21 protein-coding genes are annotated in these 23,754 nt (G+C 72.5%); 12 read left to right on the plus strand and 9 right to left on the minus strand.

From position 1 onward, the window contains the following. The first annotated feature begins 15 nt into the window (after positions 1–15). The gene (locus IE252_RS17145) at positions 16–591 is read left to right on the plus strand and encodes a maleylpyruvate isomerase N-terminal domain-containing protein (protein ID WP_190090288.1); all 576 of its coding nucleotides are present in this window, start codon (positions 16–18) and stop codon (positions 589–591) included. Positions 592–671: 80 nt separating this feature from the next. Next, positions 672–1,259: a hypothetical protein gene (locus IE252_RS17150; RefSeq protein WP_190090289.1), complete on the plus strand. Its 588-nt coding sequence runs from the start codon at positions 672–674 to the stop codon at positions 1,257–1,259. 63 nt (positions 1,260–1,322) lie between these two features. Here IE252_RS17150 and IE252_RS17155 read toward each other — a convergent pair whose 3' ends face one another. The 5 genes from IE252_RS17155 to IE252_RS17175 all read right to left on the minus strand — a co-directional run bounded on the left by IE252_RS17155 (position 1,323) and on the right by IE252_RS17175 (position 9,044). After that, positions 1,323–2,504, minus strand: coding sequence for a GTP-binding protein (locus IE252_RS17155; protein WP_190090290.1), 1,182 nt, complete (start codon positions 2,502–2,504; stop codon positions 1,323–1,325). A gap of 4 nt (positions 2,505–2,508) precedes the next feature. Next, complete coding sequence (gene rpmF, locus IE252_RS17160) at positions 2,509–2,679, minus strand: 50S ribosomal protein L32 (protein WP_190090291.1); 171 nt, start codon at positions 2,677–2,679, stop codon at positions 2,509–2,511. Between the two features lie 127 nt (positions 2,680–2,806). Then, complete coding sequence (locus IE252_RS17165) at positions 2,807–5,704, minus strand: helix-turn-helix transcriptional regulator (protein WP_190090292.1); 2,898 nt, start codon at positions 5,702–5,704, stop codon at positions 2,807–2,809. A gap of 213 nt (positions 5,705–5,917) precedes the next feature. Next, positions 5,918–8,086, minus strand: a complete 2,169-nt coding sequence (locus IE252_RS17170) for a M4 family metallopeptidase (RefSeq protein WP_190090293.1) — start codon at positions 8,084–8,086, stop codon at positions 5,918–5,920. A 343-nt stretch (positions 8,087–8,429) separates the two neighbouring features. Then, entirely contained in the window at positions 8,430–9,044 is a 615-nt protein-coding gene (locus tag IE252_RS17175; protein ID WP_190090294.1) for a TetR/AcrR family transcriptional regulator, read from the minus strand. 85 nt (positions 9,045–9,129) lie between these two features. Between IE252_RS17175 and IE252_RS17180 the strand changes: the two genes are divergently transcribed. Both IE252_RS17180 and IE252_RS17185 read left to right on the plus strand, forming a co-directional pair. Then, a complete protein-coding gene (locus IE252_RS17180; protein ID WP_190090295.1) occupies positions 9,130–10,326 on the plus strand; it encodes an FAD-dependent monooxygenase in 1,197 nt (398 codons plus the stop codon). Positions 10,327–10,338: 12 nt separating this feature from the next. Beyond that, positions 10,339–10,509, plus strand: coding sequence for a hypothetical protein (locus IE252_RS17185; protein ID WP_190090296.1), 171 nt, complete (start codon positions 10,339–10,341; stop codon positions 10,507–10,509). Positions 10,510–10,604: 95 nt separating this feature from the next. On the opposite strand, the gene IE252_RS17190 is transcribed toward IE252_RS17185, so the two are convergent. Together IE252_RS17190 and IE252_RS44265 are read right to left on the minus strand one after the other, a co-directional pair. After that, positions 10,605–11,786 (minus strand): sensor histidine kinase, encoded by a 1,182-nt coding sequence (locus tag IE252_RS17190; RefSeq protein WP_190090297.1) that lies wholly within the window; start codon positions 11,784–11,786, stop codon positions 10,605–10,607. Beyond that, positions 11,783–12,079 (minus strand): response regulator transcription factor, encoded by a 297-nt coding sequence (locus IE252_RS44265; RefSeq protein WP_190090298.1) that lies wholly within the window; start codon positions 12,077–12,079, stop codon positions 11,783–11,785. The genes IE252_RS17190 and IE252_RS44265 overlap by 4 nt, the downstream gene beginning before the upstream one ends. A gap of 223 nt (positions 12,080–12,302) precedes the next feature. Here IE252_RS44265 and IE252_RS17200 point away from each other — a divergent pair, with 223 nt between their 5' ends. The 3 genes from IE252_RS17200 to IE252_RS17210 all read left to right on the plus strand — a co-directional run bounded on the left by IE252_RS17200 (position 12,303) and on the right by IE252_RS17210 (position 14,892). Then, entirely contained in the window at positions 12,303–12,677 is a 375-nt protein-coding gene (locus tag IE252_RS17200; RefSeq protein WP_190090299.1) for a hypothetical protein, read from the plus strand. A 194-nt stretch (positions 12,678–12,871) separates the two neighbouring features. Further along, positions 12,872–13,825 (plus strand): DUF4349 domain-containing protein, encoded by a 954-nt coding sequence (locus tag IE252_RS17205; protein WP_190090300.1) that lies wholly within the window; start codon positions 12,872–12,874, stop codon positions 13,823–13,825. Between the two features lie 275 nt (positions 13,826–14,100). Further along, entirely contained in the window at positions 14,101–14,892 is a 792-nt protein-coding gene (locus IE252_RS17210; RefSeq protein ID WP_190090301.1) for a JmjC domain-containing protein, read from the plus strand. A 72-nt stretch (positions 14,893–14,964) separates the two neighbouring features. Here IE252_RS17210 and IE252_RS43970 read toward each other — a convergent pair whose 3' ends face one another. Then, positions 14,965–15,096: a hypothetical protein gene (locus IE252_RS43970; RefSeq protein WP_268248408.1), complete on the minus strand. Its 132-nt coding sequence runs from the start codon at positions 15,094–15,096 to the stop codon at positions 14,965–14,967. A gap of 217 nt (positions 15,097–15,313) precedes the next feature. On the opposite strand from IE252_RS43970, the gene IE252_RS17215 reads away from it, so the two are divergent. The 5 genes from IE252_RS17215 to IE252_RS17235 all read left to right on the plus strand — a co-directional run bounded on the left by IE252_RS17215 (position 15,314) and on the right by IE252_RS17235 (position 22,417). Continuing rightward, positions 15,314–18,460, plus strand: coding sequence for a lantibiotic dehydratase (locus tag IE252_RS17215; RefSeq protein ID WP_190090302.1), 3,147 nt, complete (start codon positions 15,314–15,316; stop codon positions 18,458–18,460). Next, on the plus strand, positions 18,457–19,704 hold the full coding sequence (locus tag IE252_RS17220; protein WP_190090303.1) for a lanthionine synthetase C family protein: 1,248 nt from the start codon (positions 18,457–18,459) through the stop codon (positions 19,702–19,704). The genes IE252_RS17215 and IE252_RS17220 overlap by 4 nt, the downstream gene beginning before the upstream one ends. 142 nt (positions 19,705–19,846) lie before the next feature. Beyond that, on the plus strand, positions 19,847–20,515 hold the full coding sequence (locus IE252_RS17225; protein ID WP_190090304.1) for a helix-turn-helix transcriptional regulator: 669 nt from the start codon (positions 19,847–19,849) through the stop codon (positions 20,513–20,515). Between the two features lie 130 nt (positions 20,516–20,645). Continuing rightward, on the plus strand, positions 20,646–21,539 hold the full coding sequence (locus tag IE252_RS17230) for a glycoside hydrolase family 19 protein (protein WP_190090305.1): 894 nt from the start codon (positions 20,646–20,648) through the stop codon (positions 21,537–21,539). Positions 21,540–21,622: 83 nt separating this feature from the next. Continuing rightward, the gene (locus tag IE252_RS17235; RefSeq protein WP_190090306.1) at positions 21,623–22,417 is read left to right on the plus strand and encodes a phosphatase PAP2 family protein; all 795 of its coding nucleotides are present in this window, start codon (positions 21,623–21,625) and stop codon (positions 22,415–22,417) included. Positions 22,418–22,424: 7 nt separating this feature from the next. Here the strand turns inward: IE252_RS17235 and IE252_RS17240 are convergent, their stop codons facing one another. Further along, positions 22,425–23,750 (minus strand): glutamate-1-semialdehyde 2,1-aminomutase, encoded by a 1,326-nt coding sequence (locus IE252_RS17240; protein ID WP_190090307.1) that lies wholly within the window; start codon positions 23,748–23,750, stop codon positions 22,425–22,427. Positions 23,751–23,754 lie beyond the last annotated feature (4 nt).

Consider the following 23,754-nt stretch of genomic DNA (forward strand, 5'->3'; position numbering starts at 1 on the left):
ACTCCTCTCGCGCACGTGCCATGGACGGACCTGCTGGCCGCCGCCACCGACGACTGCCTGGGCGCGCTCCTCAAGGGAGCCGGCCAGGACTGGTCACGCCCCGCGCACGGCCTCGACTGGACCTGCCGCGAGACCCTCGACCACCTCGCCCTCGGCCTGACCGGCTACACCGGCCTGCTCATCGCCCGTCCCGACGACCGCTACATCACCCTCTTCGCCTCACTCGACCCCCAGGCCTCCGTCCCCGCCTGTTTGGACGGCCTGCGGATCGCCGCGTCCCTCCTCACCTCCACCGTCCGCGACACGACTGCCGACGCACGCGCCTGGCACCCCTGGGGCCACTCCGACGCCACCGGCTTCGCCGCCATGGGAATCACCGAACTGGCCGTCCACACCTACGACATCACCCGCGCCCTCGGCCTGTCCTGGACCCCGCCCGACGACCTCAGCACCGCCGTCCTCGCCCGCCTCTTCCCCGACGCTCCCTCGGGACACAGCCCGTCCGACGTGCTGCTGTGGTGCACGGGTCGCATCCCGCTTCCCGGACTGCCCCGGCGCACGGACTGGCAGTGGGACGGGACCGTGCGTTGACCCGCTCCCACCACGACTCGTCCAGGTCGATGGCGTGGATCCCCTGGTTCGTATCCGGATGCTGATGTCACCATGCGTCCATGGCGTGGGAGATGGCCGAAGGGCCATGGGGGAGCGCGGCGAACGCGGCGCTGGCCGCCGGAGCGGCCGCCTTCGTCGGGGCCGTGGCGCTGGTGGTGCAGGAGTGGCTGGCGCGGCATAGCGCGTACGTCCGGCGCAAGCGCGGAATCGAGGAGGCGACGGCCTATCTGGCCTTCCTCGGCCAGTGGTTCAGTACCTACGAGGGGATGAGCCAGGGGGCCGACATCGGCCGGGCGAGAGAAGCGGTGGCCGGCTCACTGGACACCACCCTGCGAGAGATCGAGGCCCTGCTCGACGAGACACGCCGGGGAGTGCGGGCGTCGATCGGGGAACGGTTCAAGCGGGCGCTCCTGCTGTACGAGCTGCGGTCCACCGGGGCCCGAGCGGTCCGGGTCGTCTACTACGTCAACGGCGGGCTGTGGCTCGGCATGGCGTTCGGCGACGCCATCGACTCCAACATGTCGGCGGATCACCGCTTCAGTCAGTCGCTCGGGTGGGGGGTGTGGGGAGTGTTGACCACGGTGGCCTTGGGCCTGTGGGCCGCGCGCCTGGAGCGGGGCCGCAGAGTCGATCCCGTCGGTCGGTGAGGCAGTTCGACGACGGTCGGCCGGTCAGCGTCGCCGTGGGCCAGGCCGCCCGGCCCGGAGCTCTCAGACCCGTAGCGCCGACTCCGGGTGCTCGTGCTCGCAGGTGTCGTCGATGCCGTACGTGTCCCAGGCGGGGAACGGATCGCCCAGGGGTGGGGTCTCTCCCTCGGCCACGAGGCAGTTGGTCAGTGCGGACTGGAGGGCTTCGGTGCGCAGGCCGGTTCCGATGAAGACCAGTTCCTGGCCCTGGGGGGTGTCCGCGTCGCGGGCGCCGGAGGGCTCGAAGCGGGCCACGGCGCCCGCCTGTGACCAGAGGCCGGTCACGTGCGGGCGGCTGGCCAGCCAGAAGAAGCCCTTGGAGCGCAGGATCTGGCCGTAGGTTCCGCTGTCGAGGCCTTGGGTGACGAAGTCCCACAGGCGGCCCGGGTGGAAGGGGGGTTCGGCGCGGAAGACGGTGGAGGAGATTCCGTACTCCTCGGTCTCCGGGACGTGGTCTCCGTTGAGTTCCATGACCCAGCCCGGTGCCTCCTGGGCGTGTTCGAGGTCGAAGAGGCCGGTCCCGAGGACCTCGTGGAGCTCCACGCGTCCGCGGGTCGCGGGCACGATCCTCGCGGCGGGGTTGAGGCGGGAGAGGGTTGCTCGCAGCCGGTCGGCGCTTCGCTCGTCCACCAGGTCGAGCTTGTTGAGCACGATGACGTCGGCGAACTCGATCTGGTCCATGAGCAGGTCGCTGACGGTCCGCTCGTCGTCCTCGTACTGGTCGAGCCCGCGCTCGGCGAGACCGTCCCCGCCGGTCAGTTCGGGCAGGAAGTTCGCCGAGTCGACGACGGTGACCATGGTGTCGAGTCGGGCGAGATCGCCGAGGGTGGCCCCGTCGTCCCGGGGGAAGGCGAAGGTGGCGGCGACCGGCATGGGTTCGGAGATGCCGCTGGACTCGATGAGGAGGTAGTCGAAGCGGCCCTCGCGGGCGAGGCGGTCGACCTCCTCCAGAAGGTCGTCCCGCAGGGTGCAGCAGATGCACCCGTTGGTCATCTCGACCAGGCGCTCCTCGGTACGCGACAGGGCAGCCTCGCCGCCGCGCACCAGGGCGGCGTCGATGTTGACCTCGCTCATGTCGTTGACGATGACCGCCACGCGCAGGCCTTCGCGGTTGCCCAGGACGTGGTTGAGCAGCGTGGTCTTGCCCGCTCCGAGGAAGCCGGACAGAACGGTGACGGGCAGACGGCCGTCGGTGGTACCGGTCATCGGCTCAGCCCTCGGGGTGCAGCAGGCCGCGCTCGTACGCCTTGAGTAGCCGCTGCGGCACGAGGTACACGGAGCCGTCCACGGTGAAGGACACCAGCGGGGGAGTGGTCGCCTTCCATTGGGCGCGGCGGTGGCGGGTGTTGCTGCGGGACATCTTCCGCTTGGGAACGGCCATGGGGAATCTCCTCGGTAGGCGGGCGATCACAGACACTACATGAAAATGGATTCCATTTCCAAAGCGTCTCTGTGGCTCCTCCTCCGGGGCCCGCGCGATCTGGACGCCGCACGCGGAGAGGGGCCCGTCACGAACCAGGTGTCATCACCATGCGGGCGATCTCCACCCGGGACTTGGCGCCCAGCTTGCGGTAGGCGCGGGTGAGGGCCGCTTCCACGGTTTTCACGCTGACCACCAGACCCGCCGCGATCTCACGGTTCGTGGCCCCCTGGGCGACGCGGGCGACGACGCTCCGCTCGGTCGGTGTGAGGTGTTCCGCCCAGGACCCCTGTTCGGGACAGCAGACCGAGCCGTCCTGCGCGCGGTCGCGCTCGGCGCGTGTCATGGAGACCCATGAGCGGGCACCGGCCTTGGTGAAGATTCGCAGCGCGCCCGCGAAGGCGGCGCGGGCGGTGGTCTCGTCTCCGAGGAGGCGTCGGACTCGCCCCAGGGCCAGATGGGTGCGGGCCTCCTCCAAGGGGTATCCGGTGGCCCGCATCCGGGCTGCGGCATGCTCCAACCCCCTTGCCGCCTCGGCGAGTTCGCCGCGCGCCGCGCTGACCGCCGCTGCCGCCCTGTCGAGCGTGGCCAGGACGCCGGGGCGGCCGAGCCGTTCGGCCTGGCGCCGGGCCAGGGTGATGACGGCTTCCGCCTCGTCCGGGGCGCCGCAGGCCGCCAGGGCCTCCGCGAGGTCGGCGTGCCACCGTCGGGCAGCCGGATCCTGCTGGCCCTGTGCGGTCTCCAACTCGGCCGTACGGGTAAGGAGTTCGGCGGCTTGCTCGTACTGGCCGCTGAACAGTCTGATCCTTCCCTCGGCGTGCAGCGCCCGGGGCAGGAAGAGCCGGTCGTCGTCGTCCTCGCTGTGCCGTCTGGCCGTCTCGGCCGCGGTGAGCGCCCGGCTCAGGCTGCCGCCTGCCGTCTCGGCGAGCGAGACCGCGTACCAGGCGGGCCCCTGACTCAGCCCCGACTCCTCGGTGATGCGCAGGCTCTGCCGGGCGATGGTGAGGGCGGGGCGACATCGTCCGCGGTGGATCTCGACCTGCGCGAGACCGATGAGGCACTGGCTGAGGCTGTCGGCCGAACCGCGCTGCCGCAGTCTGTACACGAGGGTGCGCAGTTCGGCTCTGGCCTCGCCCAGTTCGTCGCGCACCAGGTGGAAGCGGTGTTTGAGGTACAGGGGCCCGTTGTGATGGGTCATGGCGTGCACGTCGTGCGGCGCGGCGAGCGCGGCGGCCAGGGTCGTCTCGGCCTGCGGGAGCCCCAGGAAGAGTTCCAGGGCCGCCTGCTGGGTCAGCGCCATGAGCTCGGTCCGCCGGTCGCCGGTGCGCGCCGCGAGCCCGGCGGCGCGCACGGCATGGCTGTGGGCGCGGGCCGCGGAGCCGCCCACCATCCACTCGCGCCAGCTCATCCGGTAGTGCAGCTGGGCCAGCAGGCCGGGGTCGCCACCGGCGTCGCGCACCGCCTCCGGGAAGACGTCCGCGATCTCGGCCATCGCCTGACCGCAGGAGTCGATGACCACGTTCCAGGCCCGTACCCGGTCGGCCGGCCGCCGCGCGTCGCCCAGTACCTCGTGCGCGAGTTGCCTGGCGAAGTCGAGGTCCGCGGCCTCGATGGCGTCCTCGGCGGCCGTGAGCCTGCGGGCGATGTCGGCGTGCGCCTGCCCGGCGGGTGTGTATTCGGCGGCCAGGCGGCCCAGCCTCGCCGCGGTTCTGGGAGAACCACGGCGGCGGGCCGCCGAGGCGGCCGCGGTGAGCCGGGCCGCCACGACCGGGTCGGGGCACGCCGCGAGCCGCGCGAGGTGGTGGGCGCGCTCGACGGGGTCGTCGGACGCGTCGGCCAGCGCGCGGTGCGCCGCCACCAGGCGCTCGTACGGGGTCTCGGCCCGCAGCACCATCGGTGTCAGCGGATCCAGGAAGCTGACGATCCCGTGGTCCGGCCCGGGCAGGACGTCGAGGAGGCCGTGCCGCATACAGGTGTCGAGGTCGGCCGCGGCCTCATGGCGACCGGCGCGCCGCACCAGTTCCACCGTGGGACGCACGGCGGCGCCCGCGACGACCAGCGTGTGGCGAGCACGGGCGGGCAGTGCGTCGATCCGGTCGAGGATCGGCCGGCGCAGGGAGTCGGGGACGGGGAGCGGTTCGGCGGCGTCGGGCACGTCCTGGTCCTCGCCCCGGGCGTGCTCGTCGAGGGCGGAGCTGAGCTCCAGTGCCGTGCGGGGGTTGCCGCCGCTCGCCTGGTGCAGGCGCGCGACGACCGGGCGGGGCCAGCCGGGGTGGTCGTGCCGCTCCAGCAGGTCCGCGATCTCGTGGGCGGTCATGGACGGTACGCGTATCCGGCGCAAGGGCCGGGGGCACAGCTCCTGTACGCCGGGGGAGCCGTCCACGTGGCCGGACGAGGGCCCGCCGTCGTTCCCGGTGGACCCCGTGCGTACGGTGACGAGCACCCACAGGCCGGCGTCGGCGCGGTGGGCGACGTACTTCAGGATCTCCGCCGTGGGCCGGTCGAGCCACTGTGCGTCGTCGACGACCAGCAGCAGCGGACCGGCCGCGCCGAGCAGGGCGAGGACCTTGCGGACGGCGATCCGCAGGACGAGCGCGTCGCGCCCGCCGTTCGGTCCGGTCGGGTCGGCTCCCCGGGCCGGTGCGCTGCGCAGCAGGGTCGTTTCGAGCACGGCCCGTTCGTGGGCGGCCAGCGCGGCGAGGGTGTCGTCGCCGACGCCGGACAGCAGGTCGATGAGGGCGAGGAAGGGGCTGTCGCGTTCGGCGGGGGAGGGCGAGCAGCGCAGCACCCGATGGCCGCGGGCGCTGACGTCCGCGACGACCTGGGACACCACCGCGGTCCTGCCGATGCCCGCCGGTCCGGTGAGGAGCACACCGCCCGCCCGGGACAGGTGGGCCAGTACGGTGTCGCGGAGGGCGTCGCGTTCGACAGCGGGTGGCCGGGCGCTTGCCGGGCCGACTGGCGGCAGGGTGATCGGCTCGGTCATCGCAAGCCCTTCCGGACACAGCCTTGTTCACGCCTCAGACGTCGATCATGAACCTGCCATTCATTGTGCCGCGCCGAATGTAGGACCGGCCTCTGGGAAAGGTCAAGACCAATTGAAGCTTTGCCGGCCGGTCGCCACATGCGGACCGGGCCGCTGGTCAGAAGACCAACGGCCCGGCCGCGTAGGGGAAATGAAGCCGATCGGTGGGCGGGTTCAGCAGGGGCCGGCGTCCTTCCAGACGGCCCAGGAACCGGGCGCGCCCGGTTCGGCACCGGTCGAGTACCACTGCGAGGACCACTTGTGGCCGTTGTACGAGACCTGGTCGCCCGGAACGTAGCTGGTGCTCGCGCTCCAGGCCGGGAGGTTGCCGCAGCCCTGCGGCGGGCCGCCGCCGGTGATGGTCCAGGTGAAGGAGGCCGTGCCGGTGGCGTTGTCGGTGTTCTTCGCCGTGACGGTCACCGAGAAGGTGCCGGCGGTGGTCGGTGTGCCGGAGACGAGACCGGTGGTGGAGTTGATCGACAGCCCGGCGGGCAGACCGGTCGCGCTGTAGGTGAGCGTCTTGCCGGCCGGGTCGCTCGCCTGGATCTGCAGGGAGACCGCGGTGCCGACCGCGCCGTTCTGGTTGCCCGGGCTGGTCACCGAGGGCGAGCCCGGCTGACCGTTGCAGCTGCCGGGTACGGGGTCGGCGCCGGTGACGCTGACCGCGGCCCAGGCGGCGTCGATGGTGTTGTACTCGGTGCAGTGCGTGCCGTAGAGGTCGGCGGCCGCCTTCAGCGAGTCGATGCGCGCCTGGTGGTAGTCCTCACGGCTGTTGGCGTAGGAGGCCAGCGCCTTGAACCAGATCTTGGCGGCCTTGTCGTTGCCGAGTCCGGTGACTGTGGAGTTGTTGCAGGTCGGGCTGTTCCCGTAACCGTGGTCGCCGCTGCCGACGGCCGCGAGGAAGAACCAGTGGTTCAGCGGGCCCATCGAGAAGTGCGGGTCGAGGCCGCCGTTGCCGCTGTCCCAGCAGTTGGGCGACCGGCCGTCCAGGGACGGGTTGTACATGTACCGCAGCGGCTTGTTGTCGCCGTTGATGTTGATGAGCTCGCCCATGGTGTAGTCGGGCTTGTCGACCGGGTTGTTGGCGTAGAACTCGACCATCGTGCCGAAGATGTCGCTGGTTCCTTCGTTCATGCCACCGGTCTCGCCGGTCTCGTCCCAGCCGGTGAGGGCGCCGCTCACGCCGTGGCTCATCTCGTGGCCCGCGACGTCGAGTTCGACCAGCGGGCGCGTGTTGCCCTGGCCGTCGCCGTACGTCATCTGGGACCCGTCCCAGAAGGCATTCACGTACGCGTTGCCGTAGTGCGTCCGCGACGGCACGCCCCGGCCGTCGCCGAAGATGCCGCTGCGGCCGTGGACGTTCTTGAAGTAGTCGTACGTCTGCGCCGCGCCGTAGTGCGCGTCGGCGCCGGCGGACGCGGGATCGCTGGTGGAGCCGTTGCCGAAGGTGCCGCTTGAGCTGGTGAAGACCGAACCGGTGCCGCTGGTGGCGTGGTTGAGGTTGGTGGTGTAGCCGTTGCCGTGCGAGGGGTCCTGCATCGAGTAGCCGCTGCCGCTCTGGGTGACGTCGATGGAGACCCGGCCGCTGTAGATCGACTGTCCCGTTCCGGCGACCGTCGGTGCGGCGGCCCGCGCCGCCGCACCGACCTTCGAGGCGCCGCCGTTCGCCGCCCCCTCTGCCGCGAACGTGCTCACCTCGTCACTGGCCCGTACGACCTTGCCCGTACGGGCGTCCACCAGCACGTGCAGACGGCTCGGCGTCTGGTCCGGGCGCACACCGTCGACGACGGTCTCCCAGACCAGGGTGGCGTCGGTGCCCTTCATGTGCACCGCGAGGTGCGAAGCGGAGACAGAGTCGACGCGGCCACGGAACGCGGCCTTCGACACCAGCGCGGCCCGGGAGGCGGCCAGTCGGGGCTCGGTGGAGACCGACCCGGAGGCCTGCGAACCGGTCGCAAGGGACTGGTAGGCGCCGTCCTTCTTCAGCTGCACGATGACGTCGCCGCCGTAGGTCGGCAGCCCTTTGTACGTGCGGTCGAAGCGGACGGAGGCGGAGCCGTCCCGGTCGACCACCAGGTTGCGGACCGAGAACGCGTCGCCGTCGGCCTTGTGGGCGTCCCTGGGGTGAGCCGCCAGCGCCTTCTGCGCGGCGTCCACCACGCGGCTGCGGACGGCGGGTGGCGGATCGGCCGTGTAGGCGGCCGCGCCGAACGCCCCGGCACCGGCCCGCGCGGGCTGCTGGGACGGCGCCGGAGCCGCCGTGGCGGCGGGCAGGGCGATGGCGGACGCGGACACGCAGGCCAGCGTGACCGTCAAGAGCCTCGCGGCTCTTCGTATGTCCATGGAAGTGGGGGTTCCTTTCACTTCGTACAGATGGGCGGCTCGCGCGCACAGGTATCCGCCGATGGTGCGCAGGGTGTTCCGGGGAGGCGGCGGACGCCTGTGGCTGTACTGATGACGCTGCTCTTGGGGAGACCGGCGCCGACGTATGAGTGTCCGGAAGGGGTGGGCGCGGGTGCCAGGCACTGGGCTGAGGGCGAGGGGTTTCCCTATCGGGAACCCTGAGGGAGTGATGAGGGCATGACAAACCAGTTATGCCCGCAATGTCATGGCTAAAGGGGAGTCGGGGGCGGTGCCGCGATGCGATGCGCGCCGACACCGCCGCCAATCGTGCGGTGTGAACGCGTCAGGGCGTGTCGGTGAGGGCCGCGTCGATCATCCGGCGGGTGGTCGCGGTCAGTTCGGCCAGGTCGGGGGCCGGGCGGGAGTGGGCGAGGGCTCCGGCCAGCCTGTCGTAGAGCAGTCCGTCCGTCCATGCCGCCAGGAGTTCGGCGGCCTCCTGGGGCCGGTCCGTGCCGAGTGCGGCCAGGAGTTCGGCGGCCCGGGTCCGCGCGCCCTGTCCTGCCCGGTGGAGCTCCGGCGCCAGCTCGGGGTTGCGGGCCGCCTCCAGGCTGAGCTCGAAGCGGGCCAGTTGGCGCTCGCGCCCCACTGTCAGCCAGTGGTGCAGCAGTCGTGCCAGGACCGCCGCGACCGCCTCCCGGTCCGGAGGCGCCGCGGCGAGGGCGCCGCCGCCTTCGATGTCACCGAGGTCGAGTTCCGCCAGCCGCTGGTAGCAGGCGCCGATCAGCGCCGCCCTCGTACGGAAGTAGTACGAGGTGCTGCCCGTCGGCAGCCCCGCCGCGCTGTCGACGGCGCGGTGGGTGAGGCCGCGCAGCCCGGCGGTGGCCACGAGGTTGATCGCCGTGTCCGCGATCACCGTGCGGCGGTCCGGTGCGGAGGAAGGAGTGCGAGGGGTGGACATGGCCTCACTCTACAGATGTAGAGTGAGCTCATGTCACCTCTACAGGTGTAGAGGGCTACTTGGGGCGGGAAGGACGTGGTGCGACATGTCAGGGAATCAGCGTCGTGCGGTCGTGGTGGGCGCGGGGATCGGCGGGCTCACGGCAGCCGTGGCGCTGCACCGCCGCGGCTGGCAGGTCACCGTCTGCGAGCGGGCGGCCGAACCGACCGCCGTGGGCGCCGGGATCGTCCTCGCCCCCAACGCCCTGCGCGCCTTCGACATCATCGGCTTCGACGTCACGCGGGCCGCGGGCAGCGCCTCACCCGCCGCGCTCGGTCTGCGCCGCCCCGACGGCCGTTGGCTGCAGCGCGCGGACACCGGCGCCATGACGGCCCGTTACGGGACTCCTCCGCTGGCCGTGCACCGTGCGGCCCTGACCGAGGCCCTGGCCGCCGAGCTCCCCGAGGGTGCGATCCGCTACGGCGCCGCTGTGGATGACGCCGAGGCCACGGGCGACCGCCCGTTGGTCCGTACCGCGTCGGGCGAGTTCACCGCCGACCTCGTGGTCGCCGCCGACGGGATCCACAGTCCGCTGCGCCGCCGGTACTTCCCGGCGCACCCCGGCCTCCGCTACAGCGGCGAGACCGCCTGGCGCACCGTCCTGCCCGCCGACGGCCCGGCCCCGGCGGCGGCCGCCGAGACCTGGGGCCGCGGCGAGCGCTTCGGCGTCGTCCCGCTCGCCGACGGCCGGGTCTACGTCTACGCGACCGCCGTCGCCCCCGAGGGGTACCGCCCCACCGACCTCCACGCCGAACTCCTGCGCCGGTACGGCACTTGGCACGACCCGATCCCCGCGCTGCTGGAACGGCTCGACCCGGCGGCCGTGCTCCGGCACGACCTCCACGACCTGGCCGCCCCGCTTCCGCGCTACCACCACGGCCGCATCGCCTGGCTCGGCGACGCCGCCCACGCCATGACCCCCAACCTCGGCCAAGGCGGCTGCCAGGCCATCGAGGACGCCGTCGTCCTCGCCCACGTCCTGGACGGCACCGAGGTGACTGACATACCCGCCGCCCTGACCGCCTACAGCGCGGCCCGCTGCGCCCGCACCGACGCCCTCCGCGTCCGGTCCCGCCGCGCGGGCCGGATCGCCGCTGTCACCCACCCCCTCGCGGTGGCCACCCGCGACTTCGCCGTCCGCGCCACCCCGGCCCGTACCACGCGGCGGGCGATGGACGACCTCTTCGGCGGCATGAACGGTGTGCCCGTGGCTCACATTGGCTCAACGGGCGCAGCGATGTAACTGATTCGGGTGATGCGGCAAGGCGACGAGGTGCCCACGGGCGGCGGTGGCTACAGCACCACGGTCTACTTCACCGTGTCCCGGTCCTTCGCCATCGGATCGACCTGGTACTGGAGCGGAAGGAACACCCACGCCACCGAGCCGGCCAAGGTCAGCGCGTTCGTCATTTGCACGCTGCCCTGACGCAGCGCGAGGACTCACCGCCACACACCGCTCCCGCGTGCAAGGGGCCTCCGCTCGAAAGCGGAGGCCCCTTCCTTGCTACCTGCCGTGGGCCGCTATCCGATGTTGCGGGGGTGTCGGGTGGTGGGAAGGCGGGTGGTGAGGTGGGCTCCGCGAGCGGTGGGGGTGATGGTGAGGGTGCCGTGGTGGAGGGTGGTGATGCGGTGGGCGATGGCGAGGCCGAGACCGGTGCCGCCGGTGTGACGGGGGCGGGCGCTATCGAGGCGGGTGAAGCGTTCGAAGACACGGGCGTGGTCTCTGGGCGGGATGCCGGGGCCGTCGTCGACGACGTCGAGGACGGCCAGTTGGTTCTCGGTGTCGTGGGTGAGACGGATCGTGATGCTCGTGGTGGCATGGCGTTCGGCGTTCTCGAGGAGGTTGCCCAGGACACGGGTGAGCAGGGCGGGGTGGCCGCGGACGGTCAGGGGGTGGTCGGCGGGGAGGTCGAGGCTGATCGCGAGGTGGGCGGGTGGGCGGTGGCGGGCGGCTTCCTCGCGGACCAGGTCGGTCAGGTCGACCCTCTCCATAGGCTGGGACCCGGCGGGTTTCTCGACGTCGAGGCGGGCCAGCAGCAACAGGTCGGCGGTGAGGCGCTCAAGACGCCGGGTGTCACCGAGAGCGGCGCGCACCACCTCGGGCCAGTCGGCCCGGCCGGGGTGGGTCAGGGCGATCTCAAGTTCGGCCTGGAGGGCCGCCAGGGGGTTGCGCAGTTCGTGGGAGGCGTCGGCGACGAACCTCCGTTGCTGCTCGACGGTGCTCTGGAGCCGGTTGAGGGCGGTGTTCATCGTCTGGACCAGCTCGGTGATCTCGTCTCCGGTCTGGGGGAGGGGGACCCGGTGCCTGGAGTCCTCGGCGGTGAGCTGGGCGAAGTGACTGCGGGCCTCTTCCACGGGCCGTAGGACGCTGCCGAGGGCGAGCCACGCCGTGAGGGCTGCCACCGCGGTCACGCCGATGAGGGCGCCCAGCCACATCGAGCCGGTGATGGCGGGGTGCGACTGTGTGCTGTCGGCGGGTACGAGGCCCAGGTTCCGGCACATCTGCCGGATCGGGGAATCCTCGCGCCCTGGGGCTGACGCGTCGTGGCTGGCGTCGGGCGTGAAGTCGCCTGCCGCGCTGAACAGCAGGCTGAGCAGCGTCAGGGCGATGGTGCCGAGCGCGGTGAGGGTCGCGGCGCGTCGGGTCAGGCGGGCGCGGACGGTGGTGGGGTGGAGCAGGCGGGAGAAGTCCGGTCGGTTCATGCGGGGGTCCTGCCAGGGGTGAGGCGGTAGCCGACGCCGCGGACGGTGCGGCTGCCGAACGAGGTGTCGATCTTTCGCCGCAGGGTGGAGACATGGACCTCGACGATGTCGCCGCCGAAGGCGTGATCCCGGACGTGATCGAGGGCCTCGGTCTTGGTGCGCCGGATGAGGGCGCGCAGGCGGAAACCGTTGAGACGGGGCACCAGGGCATGGACCGCAAATCCGTCGCCGGCAAAGCCGCGGCGCAGCGGCTCGGCCGATCGCTGGTCGTCTTCCCCTACCAGTATGCGCATGCCCACACGATGCCGTATCCCGCAGGGCAGGCACGGGTTCCTGAAGGACCTTCAGGAGGCTTCAGGTTCCCTTCAGTCATGTGCTGGCAGCATCCTCGTCGCCAGCTCGGGACGAGTGGGCGGCCACGGCCCCCACGCGGTGCCGCATGCCGCCGGATGCGGGCGGCGGCCGGGGCTGGCTGAGGTTCGACGGCAAGCAATCCCGAATCGGAAGGAGTTCATCATGAAGCTGCAGCGCAGTATCCGTACCACGATCGGCGTGTCCGCCGCGGCCCTGGCGGCCGTCACCGGCGTCATGGCCTCCAGCGGCTCCGCCTCCGCCGGCAGCAACGGCCAGCAGGTCCGTGTGTCGACGTACTACTCCGACTACGCGCGGGTGTGCGGCGTCAACCAGCACGGTGTGCATGTGTGCACGCCGTGGTTCGACACCCCCGGCAGCGGCTATCACGGTCAGACGGGATGGTGGTTCAAGGGCGGGACCACCATCGAAGGCGTCAACGCGGACAACGGCCAGCACCGCAAGGTCACCATCAGCGTTCCGGTCAGCCAGTCCGGCGACTGGGTCTCGTACAACGGCCGCAGCTCCAGGACGCTGTAACCCCGCGCCCGGCATCCGAGCGCGGGTCCGCAAGGACAACCGACCCGCAGCGCATCCGGCAACCGTCGCCCACTGGGGCGGCCCCGGCCGACAGCCGACCCGCTGTCGGCCGGGGCCGCCCCGGTAGCGACCTCCGCCCGTGCCGAGCCCGTCCAGCCGACGCCAATGACCACCCACCCTCCGAGGGAGCCGACATGCGAGTACGACACGGGACCGGAAACCGACCCCTCGCGGCTGTGGGCGCCGTTCTCCTCGCCGCCTCGCTGGCCCTTGCCGGATGCAGCGCGGGCCGGTCCGACGACGCGAAGTCGGCGAGCAAGGCGGACAAGGGCGCCGCCGCACCGCAGGGCGGGGCAGCGGGTGACGCGGCCTCGCGTCCGGGCGACGCCGGGGCGCGCAAGCCGCCCGCGAAACCCGCGCTGCCCCCGGCTTCGCACGTCATCCGCACCGCCGAGCTCACGCTCGACGTGCCCGACGTGGCCAAGGCGCTCGCCGCGGCCCGTGCGGCGGCCGACGAGGCGGGCGGGTACGTCGGCGACGAGACCACCGAGCGGGACGAGCGGGGGCATGTGGTCTCGCATGTCGTGCTGCGCGTCCCGGAGGCGAAGTACGACAGCGTCCTCGCGCGCCTTTCGGGCACCGGCAAGCTGCTCGGCCGCAAGGCCAAGGCCCAGGACGTCACCGATCAGGTGGTGGACGTGGAGAGCCGGATCACCACCCAGCGCTCCAGCGTCGCGCGCGTACGCGAACTGATGGACCGGGCGGGCCAGTTGAGTGACGTCGTCACGCTGGAGGGGGAACTGAGCCGCCGCCAGGCCGACCTGGACGCGCTCCTGGCGCAGCAGGCATCCCTCAAGGACCGCACCAGCCTCGCCACCATCACCCTGGGCCTTACCGCGTCGGTGCCCGCGAAGGAGTCCGACGACGGCGGCCCGGGCGTCCTGGACGCCGTCACGGGCGGGTGGCACGCCTTCGCCACCGCTGTGCGGTGGCTGGTGATGGCCCTGGGCGCGGCGGCGCCGTTCGCAGGCGCACTCGCGGCGGTGTACGCGGTGTGGTGGTGGGGGGTGCGGCCGCGGCTGCCCCGGCGCGCCGCGTCCGCGCCGACTGCCGACGACTCCTCCGAGACGAAGAGCGGGACCGGCTGAGCTTCGCCGCGCGGAGCCGCCGGGGCCAGGCTCTGCCTGATGGTCGGTCAAGTCACCCGACACCACTCCGCAGACACCATGCCGTCACCGGCCACCCCATCCCCTAGGTTCGGCTTACCGCGGTACACCCGGTACCGCGTACCGGACGCGAGGAACGGGGAGCAGGTATGGGTTGGGGAGTGCTGGACCGGTTGGTGGGGGAGCCCGAGAGGTTTTTCGAGCGGTGTCGGCGCGGTATGCCGGAGGTGTTCCACCCTGGTGTGTTGCCTCAAGAGGTGCCGGGGCTCGTTGACTTGGGGGACGCGCTGCGCGGTGGGCTGATGCGGACGCCGTACGTCGAGATGGTGCGCGAGGGCTCGGTCGTCGAGGCGCACGAGTTCTGCGCCGAGCGCGTGGTCGCCGGGCGGGTCGCGGAGGGGTTCGCCGACCCGGAGCGCGTCATGCGGCTGCTCGGCGAGGGGGCGACCCTGCTGCTGCCCCAACTCGACCAGTGGCACGCCTCGGTGGGGGAGCTGACCGCCCGGCTGGCGCACGACGTGGGCCGGCGGGTGGAGGCCTTCTGCTTCGCGACCATGGCCGGTCGGCGTGGGCTCGATGTGCACCGGGACGACGCCGACGTACTGGTGGTGCAGGTCGCGGGCCGCAAGGAGTGGACCGTGTACGGGGCCCCGGCCAACGGCCACTGGCGCCCGGGCCCGGTCCCGGAGCCGGGTGAACCGGTGCTGCGGACCGTGATCGGCGCGGGCGATGTGCTGTACGTCCCGCGCGGCGCCCCACACACCGCCACCGGCGACGAAGGGCTTTCCGTCCACATCGCCCTGACCATACGCGAGGCGGGCACAGCGCGGATCCGCCAGGCGCTGGCCGCGCTGCTGACCGAGGATCCCGGGGGCCGGTCGGCACGTCCACTGACGGAGAGTCAGCTCCTGGACTCCGTGCGGGATGCGATCGAGGCGGCGCGCAAGGCGCTCGACGAGGTGACGCCCGAGGAGTTGCTGGCCCGGGCCCGAGGTCCCCTGCCGGATGTTCCCGGCGCCGCGCCGCGCGCCGACTGGCCCACCGCGTAACCGGCGGAAAAACACCGCGGCTGCGGTGGGCCGGGGCCACCGCAGCCGCTTTGTGCGCGCTATCCGTCAGGATCAGATGCAGAACGGGCGGTGGCAGGAACCGTCACAGGAGTCGCTGATGCCGGCGCTCTGGTCGGCCTCGCTCCCCGCCACCACCTCGCGCACATCGAGGTCGAACAGGTCCTGCATCGTCTCGTTGTTCATGAGAATTCCTCTCGTCATGGCCGCGTGGTTCGCGACGGAACGAAACGGACGGTAGGCAGGGGCGTATCGGCCCCGTCAACACCTCACGGGCGACGGCGCGCGAAGAGGCAACCGGGGCTGCCTCTTCGGGCACCTCCCGGTGCGGAACGGCCGCTACCTGCGGAATCTCCGTTACACAGGAGCGAGGTATGGCAGTCGTACGACGACGGGGAGAAGCATGGGCGGACAGCACGGCACTCAGCGGGGCAGCCATTTCACCGCCGTCGATCCGGTGCTTCTGAGGGCTCCCGCCCAGCCCCTGCCCGAGCGCCCCGACAGCCCGGCCGGCCCCACCGAGGCCGATCTCGCGCGGTACGTGGCCGAGGCCGCACTCGACCCCCTGCTGCGCGAGGCGGTCGAGTTGTCCAGCCCTTCGTTGGCCCGTGTCCTGGCCGCCGACCGGCCCTTGGCGGGTGACGCGCTGCGTCGGGCCGCGAACGCCGTGGGCCGCTACCGGTTGCGGATGACCACCCGGCCCACCCCGTTCGGCCTGCTCGCCGGGGTCGGCCTCGCCCGCTTCGGCGAGGCCACATCCGTCCGCTGGGGCGGCAACCACCGCGCCTCAGTAAGACCCGACCTCGGCTGGCTGGCCAAGGTGGTGAAGCGCCTTCACCAGGACCCGGCGGTCCTGCCCGGCCTGCTGCTCGTAGCCGACCAGCAATGCGTGGTACGCGGCTCCCGGCTCGTGCTGCCCTATGTGCCCAGGGACGGTGACGACACCCTGGAGGAGGTGAGTGTCCGTCACACTCCCGTCGTCGCCGAGGTGTTGCGCAACGCCGCTTCTCCGGTCCCCTTTGCGGAGCTGCTGGCAGGGGTGTCCGAGGCCTTCCCTGCAGCACCCTCGGACGCCGTGGTGAATCTCGTGCGCACCTTGGTCGCCCGCGGTTTCCTGCACACCGACCTGTTCCCCGCCCCGGACAGCACGGACCCCCTCGGCCATGTACGGGACCGGCTGCCCGAAGACCTTCCCCTGCGCGGCGAACTGGAGAGCATACGCTCCGAGCTGCTGCGGTGCGAGGACCTTGAGGCGGGTGGCGACGGCGCCCGTCTCAAAGCGCTGCAAGTCACCCGGGAGCACATGACCGCGCTGTGCCCGAGCGACCAGGTGCTGCACGTCGACCTCGTACTGGACGCGGACGTGGTGCTGCCGGAGGCGGTGCGCGAGGAGTTCGAGCGCGCGGCCACCGCCCTGTGGCGGCTCTCCCCGCCCCGCACCGCCCCCGCCCATCTGCGCGCCTACCACCGTGCCTTCGTCGAGCGGTACGGCATGGAACGCGCCGTGCCCGTGTCCGAACTCCTCGATCCCGCCGATGGGTTGGGGCCGCCGGGGGGATACGAGCACCCGGCCGTCCCCCGGCCCGGCGCCGACGCGGAACCGCACGACGGTGACCTTGAGGACGCGGAGCGCCGACGGCTCCTGGCCGAACTCGCCGCCGGGGCGCTCGCCGACCTGTCCCCGGGCGCACCGCTCCCCGAGGTGGTGCTCGACGAGGCGCTCTTCGCCCGCCTCGCAGGCCCCGATCCGGACGGCACCGCCGCCAACCGCCTGCCGGATACCTTGGAGCTGTACGCGGAGCTGGTCGGGGTGTCCGCCGGGCGACTGGACTCCGGGGAGTTCAGGATCGCGCTCTCCCCGGTCGTCGGCAGCGACGTGGCCGGAGCCACTTTCGGCCGCTTCGCCGCGCAGCTGGGCGGGCCGGAGCTCATGGCGCGCGTCAGCGGCGCCCAGGCCCCGACGGGTGGGGACGGCGAGCCGATGCCGGTGCACCTGGAGTTCACCCCGGTCCGGCCGCGCCACGCCAACATCGCCCGCACCCCGCGCTGGCTCGGCCACCGCGTCGTCGTCGGCGCGTTCCCGGACGCGGCGGGGCCCGAGGTGCTGCCGCTGGACGACCTGGTGGTCCACGCCGACCCGGAGCGGCTGAGCATCCGCTCCCGCAGCCTCGGCCGCCCGGTACGGGTGACCGCCCACCACGTGCTCAACAAGCGCACCGGCGCCCCCAACGTGGCCCGCTTCCTGCACGAGGTGGGCCGGCTGAGCGGCCACCGGCTCTGGCAGCCCTGGGACTGGGGCGCGGCCGCCACCAACCCCGCCCTGCCCCGCGTACGGTACGGGCGCACGATCCTGGCCCCGGCCTCCTGGCGGCTCACCCTGCCCACCGCCGCCTTCGAAGAGTGGTGTGCCGCCCTGCCTCAGTGGCGGCGGCGCTGGGGCGTACCGGCCGCCGTGCGCCTCGTGACCGGCGACCAGCGGATCACGCTCGACCTCGGCCTTCCCTGGCACCAGCGGCTGCTGTACGCCCATGCGCGCACCGCCGAGATCACGCTCCTCCAGGAGGACCCGGCGGCCGCCGGGTCCGGCTGGCTGCGGAGCCCCGAGGGCGCCCACACGGCCGAGCTGGTCGTCGCGCTCCACGCGAGGGAGCAGCCCGCGCCCCGGCCCCAGATGCCGCCCATGGCCGTGCGCCGCACACCCGGGACGGTCTCGCTGCCCGGGGGCGGCTGGCTGTACGCCCGCGTGGACACCCCGCAAGCCCGGCAGGACACCGTCATCGAGGAGTGGCTGCCGCAGCTAGCCGCGGCGCTCCCGGACGGCATCGACCGCTGGTTCTTCATCCGCTACCGCGACCCCCAGCCGCACTTGAGGATCCGCTTCCACGGCGAGTCGCCCGCGCGGACGGCCGCCCTGCTCACCGTCGTACGCGAGTGGGCCGCCGAGCTCCGCGCCGCCCACCTCGCCTCGGGGCTGCGCCTGGAGACGTACGACCCGGAGCTCGAACGCTACGGCGGCCCCGAGGCGATGGCCGCCGCCGAGCGGGTCTTCCACGCCGACAGCCTGGTGGCCCTCTCCGCCGGAGCGGCTCGCGGCCTGCCGGGCCCCGACCGCGACCTGTTCTCGGCGGTCAACACCGCCGACATCGCCCGGCACTTCCTGGCGGGCGCGGGCGGCCCGCCCGCCGACGTCTGGCTGCCCGCCGCCTACCCCAAGTCCGAGCACGACCACCGCGCCTTCCGGGACAACCGTGCCGCCGTGCTGCGGGCGATCGGCCCCGACGGACCTGCTCCCGCCTTCTCCTCGCCCGAGCTGGCCCTCGCCTGGCGGCGACGCGCCGCCCGACTCGCCGACCACGGCGCGCTGTTGGCCGAGCTGAGGGAGCGTGACCCGGAGCGGACGCCGCCCGCGCCGGTGGCGGGCAGCCTCATCCACATGAGTCACAACCGGCTGATCGGCATCGACCCCGAAGCCGAGCGCCGGGCCCTCGCCCTCGCCCGGGGCGCCTTCGAGGCGCATCGTGCCCGCCGACGCGCCCAGGAGCAGCGATGAACCCCTCGCTTTCGTCCCCCGGCCTGTCGGTCGGCGCGGCCCGGGAGGCAGTCGACGAGGTGGCCGCGCGGCTGCGCACCCCCGAGGCGGTCGCCGCCTCCGGCACCCGGGCCGACTCGCTGGCCGCCGGACACCCGGGCGTCGCGCTGCTCTTCACCGCGCTCGCCGCCGACCGGGACGGCGACGCCCGGACCGTCGCCCACGGCCATCTCGCCGCCGCGACACGCGTCGACGGCGGGCTGCACGCCGCCGGTCTCTACACGGGGATGGCGGCCGTCGCCTTCGCCGCCCGCCTCGCGGCCACCGGCCCCGACACCTACCGCTCGCTCCTCGCCACCCTCACCCCCCGCATCGCCGACGCCGCCGTGCGGCGGGCGCGCCAGCTGCGTACCGCACGCGAAGCCGGTACGGGCGTGGCGTCGCACCAGTACGACGTGGTGTCCGGGGTGGCGGGGCTCGCCCGGCTGCTGCTCGCCCTCGACCCGAGCGGCCCGGCGCTGCGCCACTGCCTCCAAGCCCTGACCGACCTCGCCGAACCGACCGCCACCGGGCAGGGCACCCTGCCGGGCTGGTGGTCGGCGGGCGGGCCGGGCCGCGACACCCCTTCCTCCGACTTCCCGCGCGGCCACCTCAACCTGGGCCTGGCGCACGGGATTCCGGGCCCGCTGGCCGTCCTGGCCCTCGCCCTTGAGCAGGGCGTCCGGGTGCCCGGTCAGGAGGAGGCCGTCGCCCGGCTCGCCGACTGGCTGGCACGGCGCCGCAGCGAGGACGCGTACGGACCGTACTGGGCGATGGTGTTGCGCCCGGAGGACGAGCTCGCGGGCGTCCTTCCGCCGTCCCCGGCCACCCGGGCCGCCTGGTGCTACGGGAGCCCCGGTGTGGCCCGGGCGCTCTTCCTCGCCGGGCGGGCGCTGGGCGAACCCGGGTGGCGCCGGACGGCCGCCCGCGCCCTGCACGCGGCACTCGCCCGGCCCGCCGCCACGCGCGCGCTGGAGGGAGCCGGGCTGTGCCACGGCACCGGCGGACTGCTCCACATCGCCGCGCTCGTCGCGTACGACGCGGCGGACGAGGAACTCGCCGCCGGCCTGCCCGCGCTCGCGGCCGAAGTCCGCGCGGGACTCGACGCTCTGGAAGGGCCCGGCTTCCTGGAAGGCGCGGCGGGCGCGGCCCTCGCCCTGCACACCTACGCCCAGCGACCGGACGCCGGTCGACTGTCCTGGGACGCGGCGCTGCTGACGTCCTGATGTGAGCTCGTGGACGAGGGGGATTCGTGGTTCCTGTGGGGCGGCCTCAAGGGTCGTTTACCCGCTATTGAGTCGGTCGGGTCAGCCTGTACGCCAGCACATACGGGGCCAGTACACGTACAGGAAAGGACAGGTGGCACACGTGATCACGAAGCGTGTCAGAGTGACCGTCCGCGCATCCGACCCGCTGAGCCGGGCCGGAGTGATCAGTCATCTGCGACACCAGCCGTCGATCGAGGTGGTGGACGACACCCGCGGGCGGGCCGATCCGACCGCTCGGCCCGACGGCCGGGGCGTCACCGTGATGCTCGCCGACCGGCTCGACGAGCCGGTCCCGGCGGATCTGCGGCGGGTCGTGCAGGGTGGGGAACAGCGGGTGGTGCTGGTCACCCGTGAGCTGCGCGAGTCGGATCTGCTGACGGTGGTGGAGTGCGGGGTGCGGGCCATCCTCTGGCGCCACCAGGTCACCGGGCAGCGGCTCCTGAGGGCTGTGCACAGCGCGGCGCGCGACGAGGGCGAGCTGCCGCCCGACCTGCTCAGCAGGCTGCTGACACAGGTGGGACGGCTGCACCGCTCGGAGTCGGGCCCCACGACAGGCCCGGGAGGTGGGGCACCCCTGCTCGGCATGGCGCCGCGCGAGGTGGACGTGCTGCGCCTGGTCGCCGACGGCCTTGACACCCGGCAGATATCCGAGAAGCTCGCGTACTCGGAGCGGACCGTGAAGAACATCCTGCACGCGCTGACGACCCGGCTCCAGCTCAGCAACCGCGCGCATGCCGTCGCGTACGCGCTGCGCGAGGGCTACATCTAGGGGCGACGGCTGCCCCGCGCGGCTGTGAAAGACGATCAACCCTCTTATGGTCCAGACCTATTGACAGGTCTGGACCATTCCGCTTGAGTGCCTGGTGCCCCCACTTCATCCCCCCCACAAGGAGTGGCACATGTCCCTACGCCGGATCGTCGCGACGCTGGCCTCGGCGGTCTCCGCCATCGGTCTCGCCGCCCTCCTCCCGCTCGCCTCGCCCGCGTACGCGGCGAGCTGCGCCGCCCCCTACTCGGCCTCCGCCGTCTATACCGGAGGCATGACAGCCTCCTACAGCGGCCACAACTGGTCCGCCAAGTGGTGGACCCAGGGGGAGGCGCCCAGCACCGGCGGCTCGGGCGTCTGGGCCGACCAGGGCGACTGCGGCGGCTCCACCCCGCCGACCAACCCCGGTGGATTCGTGGTCTCCGAGGCCCAGTTCAACCAGATGTTCCCGAACCGGAACTCCTTCTACACGTACTCCGGTCTGACCGCCGCACTCAGCGCCTACCCCGGCTTCGCCAACACCGGCAGCGACACGGGCAAGAAGCAGGAGGCCGCGGCCTTCCTCGCCAACGTCAGCCACGAGACCGGCGGACTGGTCTACATCGTCGAGCAGAACACCGCCAACTACCCGCACTACTGCGACACCACGCAGCCCTACGGGTGCCCGGCCGGTCAGGCCGCGTACTACGGGCGCGGCCCGATCCAGCTCAGCTGGAACTTCAACTACAAGGCGGCCGGCGACGCGCTCGGAATCGACCTCCTGCACAACCCCAACCTGGTGCAGACCGACGCCGCCGTGGCCTGGAAGACCGGCCTCTGGTACTGGAACACCCAGAACGGCCCCGGCACCATGACCGCGCACAACGCCATGGTCAACGGCGCGGGCTTCGGCCAGACGATCCGCAGCATCAACGGCTCCCTGGAGTGCGACGGCAAGAACCCGGCCCAGGTGCAGAGCCGGATCAACGCCTACCAGAGCTTCACCTCGATCCTGGGCGTCCCGACCGGCTCCAACCTGTCCTGCTGACAGCGATCACTGTGAACCTGTTCGCGCGGCCGCGTAGTTGGTTAGGGTGGCAAGCAGAGCGGGAAACAGGAAGGCGCTGACGCATGGCTGCCCACCGGTCGGACGAAGGGGCGCACTCTCACCCCGCCTCACCGAGCCAAGATCCGGAACACCACTTACCGATCGCGGAAAGCCACCGCCGACCGACCGGACACGCCGCGCGTGCGACCGGCGGGTCGGCGTCCGCGTTGCTGCCCGCACCGCTGCGCGCGTGGCTCGGGCTGACCGCGGTGCTCGCCGCGATGGTGATCGCCCTGCTCGGGGTCCTGTACGCCGGTCACAGCGAGTCCGGCAGGGTGGACAGGTGGTTCGTCGAGCCGACGGCGGACAGTGTGCGGCCGCCGTGGCGGCGCACCGCTCTGGCCTTGGACTTCTTGGGGGAGCCTGCCGGTTCGTTGATGCTGGTCGGGGCCATCGTGGCGGGCTGTCTGCTAATTCGGCGTCCTCGCGCGGCGGTGCTCGTCGCTGCCGGGGTCGTCATGAGCGTCGGGACGGCGACACTCCTCAAGCACGTGGTGGGACGCACCATCCACGGCGCCGGCAACCTGTCCTACCCGAGCGGGCACACCGCCTTCTTCACCGCGCTCGCCCTCGCGGTGGCGCTGCTCGCGACCGGTTGGCTCGGCCTCGGTAGGACGGCCGGTATGTCACTCGTGCTCGCGGCGGCGCTGGTGGCGGGCGCCGCCATGGGCTGGGCGGAGGTCGCCCTGAGCGCGCACTACCCGACCGACGCCCTCGGCGGCTGGTGCACCGCGCTGGCGGTGGTACCGGCGACGGCGTGGCTCGTCGACCGCGCGGCCGACCGGCTGGCCGACGCCGGTCGGCGGGAGCGTCCCTGACGTCACATCATGCCAACGGGCGGAACACGGGCTTCACCGGCCGTCCGGCCAGCCAGGGCGTCGGGTCGGCGGCGTCCAGTGCCTTCCGGTACACCGCGCACGCCTGGGCCACCACATGGACGGTGCGGTCGATGTCGGCGTCGCTGAGCGCGCTGCTCACCACGAACGACGGGGCCAGCACACCGCCCGCGAGGAGCCGGCGCAGGAACAGCGTGCGGTACGGCTGCGACGGCTGCCCCTTCTCGTCGAGAGTGGCGAAGACCAGGTTGCTGGCCCGGCCCCGGACGACGACGTGGTCGCCGACGCCCATGCTGGCCGCGGCCTCGCGGACACCGGCGGCCAACCGATCGCCGAGGGCGTGCAACCGTGCAGTGATGCCCTCCTCGGCGTAGGTGGTCTGCACGGCCATCGCGGCGGCCAGCGAGTGCGTCTCCGCACCGTGCGTGGTGGACAGCAGGAACACCCGCTCGCCGGAGTGGCGCAGCCCGCCCAGCTCCATCAGCTCGCGGCGCCCGGCCAGGGCGGAGACCGCGAATCCGTTGCCCAGCGCCTTGCCGAACGTGGAGAGGTCGGGGACGACGCCGTACAGGCCCTGGGCGCCCGCCTCGGACCAGCGGAAGCCCGTGATCATCTCATCGAAGATCAGCACGCAGCCGTGCCGGTCGGCCAGCTCGCGCAGGCCCTTGAGGTATCCGGGCGGAGGCTCGGCGTGGGTGGCGGGTTCCAGGATCAGACAGGCGACCTCGTCCTCGTACCGGGCGAGCAGTTCCTCCGTGGCGGCCAGGTCCCCGTACGGGAACGTCACGGTGAGCTCGGTGGTCGCCGTCGGTATACCGGCGGGCATCGGGGTGGTGCCGATGAACCAGTCGTCGACGGAGAAGAACGGATGGTCGGCGCAGATCGCCACCCGCGGGCGGCCGGTGGCGGCGCGGGCGAGGCGCACCGCGGCGGTGGTGGCGTCGGAGCCGTTCTTCGCGAACTTCACCATCTCGGCGGTCGGTACGGTGGCCAGGAAGCGTTCCGCGGCCTCGACCTCCACGATGGAGGGCCGGACGAAGTTGCTGCCGCGGTCGAGTTCCCGCCGTACCGCCTCGATCACGCGCGGGTGGGCGTGGCCGAGGCTGACCGACCGCAGTCCGGAGCCGTACTCGACGTACCGGTTGCCGTCCACGTCCCACACATGGGCACCCCGGCCGTGGCTGATGACCGGGGCCAGGTTCTCGGGGTACTGGTCGTCGCCCTTGGCATAGGTGTGCGCGCCCCCGGGGATCATGGCGTGCAGCCGCTCGTTGGCGAGCTGTGACCGGGGGAGGAGGAACTCTTCGGTGTCCACGGTG

This window comes from Streptomyces melanogenes (assembly GCF_014649795.1).
GTDB classification, from domain to species: domain Bacteria; phylum Actinomycetota; class Actinomycetes; order Streptomycetales; family Streptomycetaceae; genus Streptomyces; species Streptomyces noboritoensis.